This window comes from Bradyrhizobium sp. WYCCWR 13022, assembly GCF_030435535.1.
Lineage (GTDB): Bacteria > Pseudomonadota > Alphaproteobacteria > Rhizobiales > Xanthobacteraceae > Bradyrhizobium.
Genome location: NZ_JAUIZJ010000002.1, coordinates 82,992 through 97,792, shown reverse-complemented (window position 1 = coordinate 97,792; position 14,801 = coordinate 82,992). Strand labels below are relative to the sequence as shown.

The window sequence follows — 14,801 nt, the reverse complement described above, 5'->3', positions numbered from 1 at the left end:
ATCGATCGGCCGGGCCGCGCTTCGCAGCTATGCGATTTTAGGATGGTTTTGGAGGGCTGAACGGGATAGGCGATGAGATAAGGCTTCAAATTCTCGGGAGGACAACAATGAACGAAGCGCTCCGGCCGGAACGGAACGTCGAACTCGGCGCCAGCAACGAGCCGTTCCAGAACCTGCACGAATTCATCAGGAAAGCCCGTTCCAACCTCAACCAGAACGCCTGGGACTATATCGTCGGCGCCGCCGAGACCGAGACCACGATGCGCCGCAACCGCATGGCACTGGACGAGATCGCTTTCCGTCCGCGTGTGCTGCGCGACGTGCGCAAGGTCGACGGCTCGGTCGAGCATTTCGGCCGCAAGATGCGCCTGCCCGTGGTGCTCGCCCCCGTCGGCGCATTGGAGATCTTCGACCCGCATGGCGCAGCGAGTGTGGCCCGCGCCGCCGGCACCTTCGGGGCGTCGCACATGTTGAGCTCGGTCTCCGAGCCCGGGCTGGAAAAGACCGCCGAGGCCGCGCCCGATGCGCTGCGCATGTACCAGCTTTACGTCCGTGGCGATGACGCATTCGTGGCCGACGTCGTCAGCCGCGCCGAGAAGGCCAACTACGCCGCCTTCTGCCTGACCGTCGACACCGCCCATTACAGCCGTCGTGAGCGTGACATTGCCAAGCGTTACGTTCGCGAGAGCCGCCTGCGCGCCACCGGCGGCGACTACCAGAAGGGCCTGGAGTGGCGGACCGTGAAGATGGTCAAGGACAAGTTCAGGATACCGCTGATCCTCAAGGGCATCGCCACCGCAGAGGACGCGCAGATCGCGGTCGATCACGGCGTCGAGTGGATCTACGTTTCCAATCATGGCGGCCGCCAGCTCGATCACGGCCGCGGCGCCATGCACGTGCTTCCTGAAATCGTCGACGCCGTGAAGGGGCGCGCGAAGATCATGGTCGACGGCGGCATCTGCCGCGGCACCGACATCGTCAAGGCGATCGCCGCGGGCGCAGACCTCGTCGGCATTGGCCGGCTGCAATGCTGGGCCTTGGCGGCGGCCGGCGAGACCGGCGTGACGCGGATGCTGGAACTGCTCGAGGACGAGGTGCTGCGCTGCCTCGGCCTGCTGGGAGCCACTTCGTTCGCCGAGGTCAACAAGTCCTGCCTGCACCCGGCCACCGCGACCAATGCGCCGAGCGTGTTCAGCGCATTCCCGCTGTTCGACCACGAGCCCTATCGATACTGATTGGAAGGATGCATGTGACCTCGCTCTCTCCCGGCAGCGCGGATGCGCTTCTGTTCGATCTCGGGCGCGTCGTGCTCGATATCGATTTCTCCAAGGCGATCGCCTGCTGGGCGGGACATGCAGGCTGCAAGCCGGAAGCGATCGTGGCGCGCTACGTGCGTGACGAGGCCTACCGGCTGCACGAGGTCGGCAAGATCAGCGACGAGGACTACTTTGCCTCGCTCCGCTCATCGCTCGGCATCAGCATTTCGGATGGGCAGTTCCTGGAAGGATGGAACGCGATCTTTGCCGGCGAGATGCCCGACATCGCCGAGTTGCTGCCGCGCGCGGCGAAGCAGATGCCGGTCTACGCCTTCTCCAACACCAACCGCCCGCACGTGGACTACTTCTCGAAGGAATATGCCGACCTGCTCGGCCATTTTCGCGAGCTCTATCTGTCCTCCAGCATCGGTCTGCGCAAACCGGATGCAGAAGCGTTCGACCATGTCGTTGCCGCGATGGGCGTACCGGCGAACCGCGTTGTCTTCTTCGACGACCTCGCCGAGAACGTCGAAGGCGCCCGCGCCCGCGGCCTGACCGCGGTGCATGTGACCTCCCCTCACGACGTCGGCAATGCGCTGAGGGCACTGGGGATCTGATCCCCGAACGGACCGCCCCTCTGGAACTATTTCGCCTCCGGGTTTGGAACCAAGTCGCTTTGTACATTTTTATACAGAGTTCCGGGAACGAATGCCCGTTTCCGGACTCATGAGTCCGTTGGGAATTCTACATCGGACTTATCATCGTGTTGGGCAAAACCTACCTCACCAAGCAGGCCTCTCTGCTGATGAAATACGCCAGAACCACCTCGGATTCTGACCTTTCCGCAAAACTGATCAGCAAGGCCGCCGATCTCAAGGCCCAGGCCGATCCGATGCCTGACAGGGACCAGAGTCCCGAAGCGCCAGACGTCAGTCCGGACAAGCAGCCGGGGACCTGACCGGTGCTGGCCGTGGCTCTCGTCATCCTCGCCATAGCCATCCTCGAACCGGTCTGCTTCGCCTTCCGGATCATGCCGCGGCGACTTTGATCTTGCGCCTTCGTCGCCGAGCTGACGACGCACGACAAATCATGCTGCGCGACCACCGTTTTGCCTCTGCGCCTGCACTCGGCTAGAACTCTCGCCGCCGATTTGCCCGAACGGGCGCAGCTGGAGTTTTCACCCGTGGCCCTGATGCCGGTTTCCGACGCGCTCGCCGCGGTGCTTGCCGGCGCGCAGCCGCTGACCGAAGAGGTCGTCGCACTCGAGGCGGCCTTCCACCGCGTGCTCTCGCGCGACGTCGCGGCGCGGCGGACGCAGCCGCCGCAGGCGATGTCGGCGATGGACGGCTATGCCGTTCGTGCGGCCGATGCGGCGAAGCCCGGGGCGCAGCTTGTCGTCGTCGGCGAAGTCGCAGCCGGCCGACCGTTCGCGGGGACCGTCGGCGCCGGCGAAGCCGTGCGAATCTTCACCGGTGGTGTCATCCCCGATGGTGCGGATGCGGTCGTTATCCAGGAGGACACCGTCACCGACGGCAAGCGCATCACCATCAAGGAGGCCGCCGTCACCGGGCGCCACATTCGCCCCGCCGGCATCGACTTCCGCGAGGGCGACGTGCTCCTGCGCAAGGGCGTACGGCTCACCGAGCGGGACCTTGCACTTGCCGCCGGCATGAACCACCCGCAGCTCGCGGTGTGCCGCCGTCCGAAAGTCGCGATCCTCGCGACCGGCGACGAACTGGTGATGCCGGGATCGACGCCCGGTCATGGCCAGATCGTCTATTCCAACGGCTACGCCCTGCACGCGCTCGCCCGCAGCGAGGGCGCCGACACCATCGACCTCGGCGTTGCCGCAGATACGCTTGCCGCCACCAGCGCCGGTATCCGCCGCGCGCGAGAATCCAGCGCCGACATCCTGATCACGACGGGCGGCGCCTCGGTCGGCGACCACGATCTGGTGCAGCAGGCCCTCCGGGACGAAGGCACTGCGATGGCGTTCTGGAAGATCGCAATGCGGCCGGGCAAGCCGATGATGAACGGACAGCTCGGAGCGATGCGCGTGATCGGCCTGCCCGGCAATCCCGTGTCGTCCTACGTGTGCGGTTTCCTCTTCATGGTCCCGCTGATTCGCGCTTTGTCCGGCCGTTCGGTTGTCCATCATCGCCGCGAACGCGCCGTGCTCGGCCGCGACGTCGGCGCCAATGACCAGCGCGAGGATTATCTGCGTGCGCGTCTCGACGAGCGTGACGACGGCACGCTCGTCGCCCTTCCCGTCAATCACCAGGACTCCTCGCTGCTTGCGAATCTCGCTGCGGCACAGGCACTTCTCGTGCGTCCGCCATTCGCACCGAAGGCCGAAGCGGGAGCGCCCTGCGAGGTGTTGCGACTGCCCGCCTGAGCGCATCGTTCGCAACCGTTCCGCGAACTTTGCCGCGTTCACGGTAAATTAAGCAGTTGCGGAACATGTATCGAACATATAGTGTCCGTTCATGATTTGTTTCGAGCATGTAGCGGCTTATTGCTGAATTCAGCGTCTCGGAATCGAACGACATCGTCAGGGGGATTTTGGTCGAGATGTTAACGCGCAAACAATACGAGCTCCTGCGGTTCATCAGCGAGCGGCTGAAGGAAAGCGGCGTGCCGCCCTCCTTCGACGAGATGAAGGACGCGCTCGATCTGCGCTCGAAGTCGGGCATCCACCGCCTGATCACGGCGCTCGAGGAGCGTGGCTTCATCCGCCGCCTGCCCAACCGGGCCCGCGCCATCGAGGTGATCAAGCTGCCGGAGCTCCAAGCCGCCGCCGGTAGCCGCCGCGGCTTCACGCCAAGCGTCATCGAAGGCAATCTCGGCAAGGTGCGCACGACATCGAGCCCGCCCGCCGACGAGGGCGAGCGTCCGGTCGCGGTGCCCGTCATGGGCCGGATCGCAGCCGGCACGCCCATCGAGGCGCTGCAGACCCGCAGCCACACCATCAGCGTCCCCCCTGACATGCTGGGCGCTGGCGAGCACTACGCGCTCGAAGTGCGCGGCGATTCCATGGTCGACGCCGGCATTCTCGACGGCGACATGGCGCTGATCCAGCGCAACGAGAGCTGCGACACCGGCGATATCGTGGTCGCGCTGATCGACGACGAGGAAGCCACCTTGAAGCGCTTCCGCCGCCGCGGCGCCTCGATCGCGCTGGAGCCGGCCAACGCGGCCTACGAGGTCCGCATCCTCCCGCCCAACCGGGTCAAGATCCAGGGCAAGCTGATCGGACTGTATCGGAAGTACTGAGCGCCGGACGACCTGAGCGCTCACGCGCAATCAACGATCGGAGCGGACGATTGTCCGCTCCGGCCGGATGGTCTTTCTGGTTTTGCACAGATTATCCGGCCCCCTCTCCAGCACTACATCCTCGGCACGCCGCGACGAAGCACGCATCGCTTCATAAGCCTCCAGGCGACCGAGGAGACAACCATGCGCAAGATCTTCCTGAGCACCGTCACGATGGCGCTGATTGCAGCATCGGCGTCACAAGCCCTCGCTGCGCAGCCGCAACATCGCGCCCGCAAGGCACCGCAGGCGACGAGCGCGCAATTGCGTGATGCGCATAATACCGTCGAGCAATCCTCGCGGCCGGCCTGGCCATATTCGGGCTGGTCGGCACCGGCCGGACGCTGACGGCGACGGTCGCCGAATGCACGGAAGCAGGCTTTGTTCCTAGCGGTTCGGGAAAGATATTGTGATTGCGGCTTGCGTATCCGGGCCGCAGATTTGCCTACAACCGAGCGGAGTCTTGCAGGCTTCCACTCTGATAGAGGCCTGCGCCTCCAGGCCAGAGGCGCGGGTTACTATCCCTGATGAGGAGCACCCGATGTGTGACTATAGCCTGCATGCCGTCGCGACACGTCCCGCAGAAGTCGGCGAGACGATCGTCACGACAACATTTCGCGGTACCTCGACGCGCGGCTTCGCCTCCGAAGCCGACATGTCGGTCGCGGTCTGCCTGCTGCCGGGAACGGAGCTCGCGTTCGCCGACAACGTCCGTTACGATAACAGGTGGATCTGGACGCGCACCGTCAACTCGCGCGTCGGCAAGTTCGGCAAGGTCGATCCGCACATTCCCGATCGTCATCACGATGCGATCGAATTCCCCGATGGCAAATACGTGCTGGTGACGCAGCTCGTCGAAGGTCAGCGCGCAACCGTGCTGCAACTGCCCGTGACCCAGCCGCTCGGCGAGCGCGAGCAGAAGCCGCAAGGGATCGCTGACAGCCGCACCACGACGCCGCGGCTGCCGATCGGCTGAAAGGTCGATCTTACTCCTCAGCCTGAAGGTCGGCCTCCGACGGTGTTACGTCCCGGGAGCGTGGAGCTACCGACCTTGGCATGAGGGTCTGCTCGAAGTCTCCATCGCCGGTCGCCGCCGGCGACCAGGGGCGGTTTGCGCCCCTTCCCCTCACAGCCTGAATCGCAAAACCGTCACCGCGCTGCGTGAGCGCCAGCGCGCCCTGGTGCGCGAGACGCGGTCGATCGACCACCATCGCGGCGCAATCCGGCGCCGTAGGCCTGGTCGTCACCACCAGCGCGGCACGACTGCAATCGTCGGCCAGCGCGTCGATGCGTATCGACAGCGCAATCATGCGACCGTCGGCGAGCGTCGTCACGCAGCCGGCGTCGTCGCATGACACGCCGTCACCAAGCGAGGCGCTGGCCGCGTCGCGCGGGTCAGCATCGGCGGCAAGCCACTCCTTGAGCAGAAAATTGTCCTTCTTCATTCTGATCACGTGCAGTTGCCCATCCCTGCCTCGCACTGCGACGTTCTGGCCGTCAGCGGCAATCAGGATATCGGGTTGCCGGACCGACAGCCCCCAGACGGTCGCAGCCACGAGCACGCAAGCACCCGACCAGCGCAGCGGCGTGCGCAACAGGCCCATCAGGATCAGGCCGAGGCTCGCCGCAATCAACGGCGCAGTGCCGAAGGCGGCGACATGGCCGATCGCTCCGGGCAGTGCGGCCACCCAGCGCGACACCGCCACCATCCAGTCGATGCCGATCCCCATCAACCACCAGAACACACCGTCGAGTCCGAAGGGAGCCGCGAGCAATCCCAGCAGCCCCGCGGGCATCACCAGCGCCGAGACCACCGGCATCGCGCCGAGATTGGCGAGCACGCCGTAGGGCGTGACGCGATGGAAATGGAAGGCGGCATAAGGCGTGGTTGCAAACCCGGCGATCATCGAGGCCATGAACAGCATCGCGATCTCGCGGCCGCCCCACAGCGCGATGCGCGCGGTCGCCGAGTGGTCAGGTGAGGCAAACAGGTTCGGCATGCCGATCTGCACCAGGGCCACCAGCCCGAGCGTCGCGGCGAAGGACATTTGAAAGCTCGGATGCACGAGCGCCTCCGGCGCCACCGCCAGCACGATCAGCGCCGCGACCGCCAGCGTGCGGAAGGTGACGGCGCGGCGATCGACGATCACCGCGATCAGCACCACGGCAGTCATGAAGAACGATCGTTGGGTTGCGACTTCAGCGCCCGAGAGCAGCAAATAGAAAGCAGAAGCGACCAGGGCCGCGGCGGCCGACCATTTCTTGATGGGAAATCCCGCCGCCAGCCCGGGGATCAGCGCGAGCAGTGCGCGAACCGCGAAGAAGACGACACCGGCGACGACAGCCATGTGGTAGCCGGAGATCGACAGCACGTGGCCGAGGCCGGAGATAAACATCGCGTCGTTGACGGGCGTCGTGATCGCATCGCGGCGGCCGGTCAGAAGCGCAGTCGCAATCGCGCGGTTGTCGCCGTCGAGTACGGCGCGGATGCGCGCGTCGATCCCATCGCGCAGGCCTTGCAGGACGGCGGCATAGCGCAGCTGCAAGCCGCCGGCATCGGGCGGTGTCACAGTCGTGATTGCCCCCATCGCGAAACCGGACGCGCCGATCCCCTGGAAGAACATGTCGCGCGAGAAGTCGTAGCTCCCCGGTCGCAACGGCGCGAGCGGCGGCATCAGCCGCGCCTTCAACTGCACGAAGCTGCCGACATCAGGCGCCATCCCCTTGCGCACGGAGAGGCGGACGCGCTCGAGCTTCAAATCGCTGTGCTGCGCCTCCATCGCGGTGACGCGCAGCACGAAACGGTCGGTGCGCTCGCGGATGTCACGGGTCTCGACGAAGCCCGACAGCGACACCGAATAAAGCGGCCTTGTGAGCACGGTATGCGCGATGCGCGCCGTCTTCCATGTCGCCATGGCAAAGCCGGCCGCGACCGCGGCGATCATGATCGCCGGCGCGAACCACCGGCTTCGTCGCAACAAGACCGCGCCAAGCGTCAATGCGGCCGCCGTCGCAGCCGTGACCCACAACACGGGCTCATGGTCGGCGGCGAAGTAGAGCGCAATCCCGCAGCCGAAGGCGATCGGCACCCACGGGAACAGGCGCCCGGCGCCGGCCTCAGCCTTTGCCCATTCACGCAGCGTCCCGACGACCGCGGGCCAGACGCCAAACCCTGCCGGCACAAACCCGCCGGCCGACGCGGCCCCGCCTGTGGGCCAAGTCCCGGCGATACCCTGCGAGGCGCGTTGTGGCCGGCCCGGCTCCGCCATGTCTTGGCAACCCTGCGATACGCTACGGTTGCAAAGGCTACCGGAACGTGCAGGCCGCAGAATAGCGGTACGGATCGGGAACGAAGGGGCTGCTGCCCTACTTTTCCTCTTCCATCGTCACCGCCACATCCGCCTTGGCCGACAGCCGGACCTTGTTGCCCTCGACACCAGCGACGAGGCCCTTGTCGATGAAATGATGGTGGCCCTTGTGGCTGCCCTCGCCGCTGTCCTTCTTGGTCAGCTTGATGCGGTTGCCCTCGACCTTGTCGACCGTGCCGACGTGGACGCCATCGGCGCCGATGACTTCCATATGCTCTGCGATGTTCTGCATGGTGGGATCCTTGGGTTGGATCCATCCTCAACGCGCGCAGAGAGATTGGGTTCGTATTTTCTGTCGTTCCGAGGCGCGCCACTGTCGCGAGCCCGGAATGACGATAATTGTGGGATCGCGTCGTCCCTAAATCAGCGGCGCCTTCGCCGAGGCGTGGTGATTGACGATCTTCCAGTCACCGTCCTCGCGGATGATGACCCAGCTCATCTTCACGAGGAGATCGGGCCGTTCACCGGCGAGATCGAAATTGATGGTTGCGCCCATGTTGATCAGGTCAGGCCCTGCATGCGTCGCCTGCACTTCCGAAAATGTCGCGCTGGGCTTGCGCCAGCGCGGCAGGCCGTTGAAGTAATTGGTGACGCCGTCCCTGCCCCGATAAAGCGTTGGGTTCGAGCCAAAGAAGAATGCGTTCTTCGAATAGAGCGATGACAGAGCCGCCGCATCAAGGCTGGCGAAGCCGGCGCACCATTTCGCGATGATGGCGGAAACGATGGCGTCGGCCTCGTTGCTCATGTCCGCGTCCCTCAACCCTTGGCGACTTCCTTCGCGAACGTATCGCGCAGGCCGATGGTGCGCGAGAACACCGGCTTGCCCGGCGTCGAGTCCCTGTCGCGCACGAAATAGCCCTGGCGTTCGAACTGCATAGGCTCCATCGAGTTGCTCTCGGCAACGGAGGCTTCGATCCGCGCGTCGGACAGGATTTCCAACGAGTTCGGATTGAGATCAGCCGCGAAATTCGAGGCGTCCGGGCTCGGATTGGCAAAAAGCTGGTTGTAGATGCGGATCTCCGCGGGCACCGATGTCGCGGCCGGCAGCCAGTGCATGGTCGCCTTGACCTTGCGGCCGTCGGGCGCGTTGCCGCCCTTGGTCGCGGGATCGTAGGTGCAACGCAGTTCCACGACCTCGCCCTTGTCGTTCTTGATCACGCCGGTGCACTTGACGAAATAGGCGTAGCGCAGCCGCACCTCGTTGCCCGGCGACAGGCGGAAGAACTTCTTCGGTGGGTTCTCCATGAAGTCGTCCTGCTCGATATAGAGCTCGCGGCCGAACGTGATCTTGCGCGTGCCGGCGCCGGGATCGTCGGGATGGTTGATCGCCTCGAGCTCCTCGCTCTGCCCTTCCGGATAGTTCTCGATCACGACCTTGAGCGGCCGTAGCACGCCCATGCGCCGCTGCGCAGTACGGTTCAGCTCCTCGCGGATGCAGAACTCGAGCATGCCGACGTCGACCACGCTGTTGGCCTTCGCAACCCCGATGCGCTTGACGAACTCACGAAGCGCGGCCGGCGGCACGCCGCGGCGGCGCATGCCCGCCATGGTCGGCATGCGCGGATCGTCCCATCCGGCGACATGGCCGTCGCGGACGAGCTGTGTCAGCACACGCTTGGACAGCAGCGTGTAGGTCAGGTTCAGCCGCGCGAACTCGTACTGGTGCGGCTTCGACGGCACCGGCAGCTTCTCGATGAACCAGTCATAGAGCGGCCGGTGGTCCTCGAACTCCAGCGTGCAGATCGAGTGCGTGATGCCCTCGATCGCGTCCGACTGGCCGTGGGCATAGTCGTAGCTCGGATAGATGCTCCACTTGGTCCCGGTGCGCGGATGGTGCGCATGCAGGATGCGGTAGAGCACGGGATCGCGCAGATTGATGTTGCCCGCGGACATGTCGATCTTGGCCCGCAGCACGCGCGCGCCGTTCGGGAATTCGCCGGCCTTCATGCGGCGGAACAGGTCGAGATTTTCATCGACGCTGCGGTCGCGGAACGGCGAGTTCTTGCCGGGCTCGGTCAGCGTGCCACGCGACAGGCGGATCTCCTCCTGGGTCTGGTCGTCGACATAGGCGAGGCCGTCGCGGACCAGCTTCTCCGCCCATTCGTACAGGCGGTCGAAATAATCCGAGGCAAAGAACAGGTTCTTGCCCCAGTCGAAGCCGAGCCAATGCACGTCGGCCTGGATGGAATCGATATATTCCTGCTCTTCCTTGACCGGATTGGTGTCGTCGAAGCGTAGATGGCAACGGCCCGGAAACTCCTGGGCGATGCCGAAATTGAGGGCGATCGACTTGGCATGGCCGATGTGGAGATAGCCGTTCGGCTCCGGCGGGAACCGGGTCACGATCTCCTTGTACTTGGCCTGGTCGAGGTCGGCCTGGATGATGTCACGAATGAAATCGCGCCCAACCTCAGTCGCCACCGGTTCTGTCATTACGAAAATCCTGTAGGGAAATCAGCGGTCCTTCTGCCAAATTCGCTTGGCTGCGCCAAGGCCTTAAGGCATCCGCTGCCGGGCTTTAGTTATGCTCCGGTCCTGTTATATACCACCGCCTCCAATGCATAGGCCCTGCCAAGAATGACCGATTCCGTCGTCACCCGCTTTGCCCCCTCGCCGACCGGCTTCCTCCATATCGGAGGTGCCCGCACCGCGCTGTTCAACTGGCTCTATGCGAAGAAGCACGGCGGCAGGATGCTGCTCCGGATCGAGGACACCGACCGGGAGCGCTCCACCGAGGCCGCGATCGGAGCGATCCTGGACGGGCTGAAATGGCTGGAGCTCGGCTGGGATGGCGACGTCATCTACCAGTTCAGCCGCGCCGCCCGTCACCGCGAAGTCGCCGAGCAGCTGCTCGCCGACGGCAAGGCCTATCGCTGCTACGCTACCGCGGAGGAACTCGCCGCCATGCGGGAGAAGGCGCGCAGCGAGGGCCGCACCCGCCTCTATGACGGCATGTGGCGCGACCGCGATCCCGCGACTGCCCCGTCCGACGTCAAGCCGACCATCCGCCTGCGCGCGCCGCAGACCGGCGAGACCGTGATCGAGGACCAGGTTCAGGGCCGCGTGGTCTGGCAGAACGAGAATCTCGACGACCTCGTCCTGCTGCGCGGCGATGGCAACCCGACCTACATGCTCGCGGTGGTCGTGGACGACCACGACATGGGCGTCACCCACGTCATTCGCGGCGACGACCATCTGATCAATGCCGCGCGCCAGAAGCAGATCTACGACGCGATGGGCTGGGCGCTGCCGAGCATGTCGCACATCCCCCTCATCCACGGGCCCGACGGCTCGAAACTGTCCAAGCGCCACGGCGCGCTCGGCGTCGATGCGTACCGCGCCATGGGGTACCTCCCGGCCGCCTTGCGCAACTACCTTGTCCGCCTCGGCTGGAGCCATGGCGACCAGGAAATCTTCTCGACCGAGGAGATGATCGCCGCGTTCGATCTCGCCAGCGTCGGCCGTGCCGCCGCCCGCTTCGATTTCGCCAAGCTCGAGAACCTCAACGGCCATTACATCCGCCACGCCGACGATCAATCACTCGTGAAAATGTTCGGAGATGTGCTCGACCACGTCGTGCCTGCTCGCGACGAGATTAAAGCCAAGTTGAACGATACCACGCGCGCCCAGCTGCTCAAGGCCATGCCGGCTTTGAAGGAGCGCGCCAAGACGCTGATCGAGCTGATCGACGGCGCTGATTTCATCTTCGCCGACCGGCCTTTGCAGCTCGATCCGAAAGCGGCCGCCCTGCTGACGCCTGACAACCGCAAGCTGATCGGCCAGCTTCATTCCGCGCTGGAGAATGTCGAGACCTGGAGCGGCGCCGCCACGGAAGCTGCACTACGCGCATTCGCGGAGGAAAATAGTCTCAAGCTCGGCGCCGTCGCCCAGCCGCTGCGTGCGGCGCTGACCGGCCGCACCACCTCGCCGGGTATTTTTGAGGTTTTGGACGTGTTGGGACGCCAGGAGAGCCTCGCCCGGCTCGAGGATCAGGCCAAGGACGTACCTAAGACGTAAGTAGGCCATGGCTGCCATGATCTTGCAGCGCACACAGCAATAATATACCCATCTCCCCGTACATTCTGGAACATCCGGCCTGCCCCATTTTCTCCCTTGGGGGATTCCGGCTCCGGCCCGTTTCACCACACATCGGGGACCTACGATGGACGCAAAACCAAGCAACAAGACCGCCACGCTGACGGTCGGAAACAAGAATTACGATCTTCCGATTCACAGCGGCAGCGTCGGACCTGATGTCATCGATATCGGCAAGCTGTACGGCCAGTCCGGCCTGTTCACTTACGATCCCGGCTTTACCTCGACCGCGAGCTGCCAGTCCAAGATCACCTATATCGACGGTGACGCGGGCGTGCTGGAATACCGCGGCTACCCGATCGAACAACTCGCCGAGAACGGCGATTTCCTCGAGACCTGCTACCTGCTGCTCTACGGGAACCTGCCCACCGCCGCGCAGAAGAAGGATTTCGACGACCGCGTGATCCATCACACGATGGTGCACGAGCAGATGGCCCGCTTCTTCCAGGGCTTCCGCCGCGACGCCCATCCGATGGCGGTGATGGTGGCTTCGGTCGGCGCGCTCGCCGCGTTCTACCACGACTCGACCGACATCAACGATCCCAAGCAGCGCATGATCGCTTCCATGCGCATGATCGCGAAGATCCCGACACTGGCGGCGATGGCCTACAAGTACACGGTCGGCCAGCCCTTCGTGTATCCGAAGAACTCGCTCACCTTCGCCGAGAACTTCCTCAACATGTGCTTCGCGGTGCCGTGCGAGGAGTACAAGATCAACCCGGTGCTCGCCGATGCGCTGGACAAGATCTTCATCCTGCATGCCGACCACGAGCAGAACGCCTCGACCTCGACGGTGCGCATCGCGGGCTCCTCAGGCGCCAACCCGTTCGCCTGCATCGCCGCCGGCATCGCCTGCCTCTGGGGCCCGGCACATGGCGGCGCCAACGAAGCTGCGCTTGCGATGCTTGCCGAGATCGGCAGCGTGGACAAGATCCCCGAATTCATCGCCAAGGTGAAGGACAAGAACTCTGAAGTCCGCCTGATGGGCTTCGGTCACCGCGTCTACAAGAACTACGATCCGCGCGCCAAGATCATGCAGAAGATGTGTCACGCCGTGCTCAAGGAGACCGGCCATGGCGACGATCCCATGCTGAAGGTGGCGCTCGAGCTCGAGAAGATCGCGCTGAGCGACCAGTACTTCATCGATCGCAAGCTGTACCCGAACGTCGACTTCTATTCGGGCATCACGCTGAAGGCGATGGGCTTCCCGGTCTCGATGTTCACCGTGCTGTTCGCGGTCGCCCGCACCGTCGGCTGGATCAGCCAGTGGAGCGAGATGATCGAGGACCCGCAGCAGAAGATCGGCCGTCCGCGCCAGCTCTACACCGGCGTCACCCGCCGCGACTACGTCGCGATGAAGGATCGCAAGTAAGTCCGAGCCGATACGGCTTTCGAAACGGCGCCATCTTGCGATGGCGCCGTTTTTGTTTGCACACCCTACGAACTGATGAGGCCGCCGCTCGTCTTTGTGCCGCGCACAACAACAAGTCCACGCATCACGCCGACGAGTGCTTGACAGTTGAAACGCTCCGCAGGCAAATTCTTACACTAAGTAAGAATGACGACAGGGATGGAAATGCCGGAGCAGCCGAGAAGTCGGCGGCAGACACGTGCTGCCATTTTGACTCACTTGCTTCAGTCCGGCGGCTCGTTCCGGCCTCCGCTGGCGAAGGCCGTGCGCCTGTCCGAGGCGAGCCTGTCGCGTATTCTGTTCGACCTGAAGGCCGAAGGCCTGATCGAGGAAGTCCGGCGCCCTGCCCCTTATGTCGGCGGCCCGACTGGTCTCGTCTCACTCGACGGCACCGTGGCGCTGGGCGCTCTCGAGCTCACCGGCCAATGGCTCAGCGTCGGCGTCGGCGGCCTGTCGGGCGAGCTGCGTTACACCGAGCGCGTGCCGCTGCCGAAGAAGCCGACGGTCGAATCCGTCGGCCGGGTGTTTCGCGAGGCGCTCACCTTGCTGCGCGACTGGACGCAGCGCCGCCACATCAGGCTCTCGCAGGTGGGCATAACGGTTCCAGGCCTCGGCCGCCTCAGCGTTTCAGGCAATCCGATCATTCCCTGTGACGTCGAGCGTATCGGCGGCATGTTCGGCGAAATGTTCCCCGGTGTGCCTGTCGCTTTCATCAATTCGGTGGTGGCGCACGCCACCTTTCATCGTTGTCGCTCGGACAGCTATCCGTTCAGCGATCCACACCTGTTCGTTTTCGTCGGCCAGGGCGTCGCCGGCGCCTGGGTGGACGATCCGATCGAAGATGACGCGCTCGATCCGGTCGAGCTCGGCCACATGGTGTTTGGAACCGACGGCCCCCGCTGCCGCTGCGGTCATCATGGCTGCGTCGAAGCCTATACGTCGCTGCCGGCGCTGGCCGAACTGCTGCGCACCACCGAAGCGGAATTGCTCCAGCTCGGCCCTGACTGGGTGACCGCGATCCCTCTCTCGTCCCGGGTGCGCCAGGAGTTGCGCCAGCGCCTCTTCCGGCTCGGCCTCGCGATCGGCAACACGTTGAACGTCAAGCCATGCCGCGGCGTTGTCGTCAGCGGCTGGCCATCGCTGCTCGCGGAGGACGATCGAAAAGCCATCGTCGACGGCATCGACGCGTGTCTCCTCGGCGGACGGAAACACGCGCAGGTGTCGCTCGCCTTCGTGCCGCCCTCGAACGGGAACGATCCGCAGGCAGCCCTCGCCTTCGCTGCATTCTGCCTGGCGAGATCTGGCGGCATGCCGGCCGCGTCGACGGAGGCCGCCTGATATGACTTGAGCCGCGTGCGG

The 14,801-nt window shown here is 64.5% G+C and carries 14 protein-coding genes; 10 read left to right on the top strand and 4 right to left on the bottom strand.

Going from position 1 to position 14,801, the window contains the following annotated elements:
- Positions 1–107: 107 nt before the first annotated feature.
- From QY049_RS01410 to QY049_RS01380, 7 genes are all read left to right on the top strand, one after another.
- Positions 108–1,235 carry an alpha-hydroxy acid oxidase gene (locus tag QY049_RS01410; protein ID WP_194475676.1) on the top strand — a complete coding sequence of 376 codons (1,128 nt, stop codon included), beginning with the start codon at positions 108–110 and terminating at the stop codon, positions 1,233–1,235.
- Positions 1,236–1,243: 8 nt separating this feature from the next.
- Positions 1,244–1,873, top strand: a complete 630-nt coding sequence (locus QY049_RS01405) for an HAD family phosphatase (RefSeq protein WP_194475675.1) — start codon at positions 1,244–1,246, stop codon at positions 1,871–1,873.
- Positions 1,874–2,019: 146 nt separating this feature from the next.
- The gene (locus QY049_RS01400) at positions 2,020–2,214 is read left to right on the top strand and encodes a hypothetical protein (RefSeq protein WP_194475674.1); all 195 of its coding nucleotides are present in this window, start codon (positions 2,020–2,022) and stop codon (positions 2,212–2,214) included.
- Between the two features lie 225 nt (positions 2,215–2,439).
- On the top strand, positions 2,440–3,651 hold the full coding sequence (gene glp, locus QY049_RS01395; protein ID WP_301268661.1) for a gephyrin-like molybdotransferase Glp: 1,212 nt from the start codon (positions 2,440–2,442) through the stop codon (positions 3,649–3,651).
- A 176-nt stretch (positions 3,652–3,827) separates the two neighbouring features.
- Complete coding sequence (lexA, locus tag QY049_RS01390; protein ID WP_128951590.1) at positions 3,828–4,529, top strand: transcriptional repressor LexA; 702 nt, start codon at positions 3,828–3,830, stop codon at positions 4,527–4,529.
- A gap of 183 nt (positions 4,530–4,712) precedes the next feature.
- Positions 4,713–4,916, top strand: a complete 204-nt coding sequence (locus QY049_RS01385) for a hypothetical protein (RefSeq protein WP_194475672.1) — start codon at positions 4,713–4,715, stop codon at positions 4,914–4,916.
- A 193-nt stretch (positions 4,917–5,109) separates the two neighbouring features.
- Entirely contained in the window at positions 5,110–5,544 is a 435-nt protein-coding gene (locus QY049_RS01380) for a hypothetical protein (protein ID WP_194475671.1), read from the top strand.
- Positions 5,545–5,554: 10 nt separating this feature from the next.
- Here the strand turns inward: QY049_RS01380 and QY049_RS01375 are convergent, their stop codons facing one another.
- From QY049_RS01375 to QY049_RS01360, 4 genes are all read right to left on the bottom strand, one after another.
- On the bottom strand, positions 5,555–7,837 hold the full coding sequence (locus QY049_RS01375; protein WP_301268660.1) for a ComEC/Rec2 family competence protein: 2,283 nt from the start codon (positions 7,835–7,837) through the stop codon (positions 5,555–5,557).
- A 97-nt stretch (positions 7,838–7,934) separates the two neighbouring features.
- A complete protein-coding gene (locus QY049_RS01370) occupies positions 7,935–8,168 on the bottom strand; it encodes a DUF2171 domain-containing protein (RefSeq protein WP_015685840.1) in 234 nt (77 codons plus the stop codon).
- A 126-nt stretch (positions 8,169–8,294) separates the two neighbouring features.
- Positions 8,295–8,681: a nuclear transport factor 2 family protein gene (locus tag QY049_RS01365; protein WP_301268659.1), complete on the bottom strand. Its 387-nt coding sequence runs from the start codon at positions 8,679–8,681 to the stop codon at positions 8,295–8,297.
- An 11-nt stretch (positions 8,682–8,692) separates the two neighbouring features.
- Positions 8,693–10,369, bottom strand: coding sequence for a glutamine--tRNA ligase/YqeY domain fusion protein (locus tag QY049_RS01360; RefSeq protein ID WP_301268658.1), 1,677 nt, complete (start codon positions 10,367–10,369; stop codon positions 8,693–8,695).
- Between the two features lie 144 nt (positions 10,370–10,513).
- On the opposite strand from QY049_RS01360, the gene gltX reads away from it, so the two are divergent.
- The 3 genes from gltX to QY049_RS01345 all read left to right on the top strand — a co-directional run bounded on the left by gltX (position 10,514) and on the right by QY049_RS01345 (position 14,780).
- Complete coding sequence (gene gltX, locus QY049_RS01355) at positions 10,514–11,953, top strand: glutamate--tRNA ligase (RefSeq protein WP_301268657.1); 1,440 nt, start codon at positions 10,514–10,516, stop codon at positions 11,951–11,953.
- A gap of 145 nt (positions 11,954–12,098) precedes the next feature.
- Positions 12,099–13,403 carry a citrate synthase gene (gltA, locus tag QY049_RS01350; protein WP_194475663.1) on the top strand — a complete coding sequence of 435 codons (1,305 nt, stop codon included), beginning with the start codon at positions 12,099–12,101 and terminating at the stop codon, positions 13,401–13,403.
- 198 nt (positions 13,404–13,601) lie between these two features.
- Positions 13,602–14,780, top strand: a complete 1,179-nt coding sequence (locus tag QY049_RS01345; protein WP_301268656.1) for an ROK family transcriptional regulator — start codon at positions 13,602–13,604, stop codon at positions 14,778–14,780.
- Positions 14,781–14,801 lie beyond the last annotated feature (21 nt).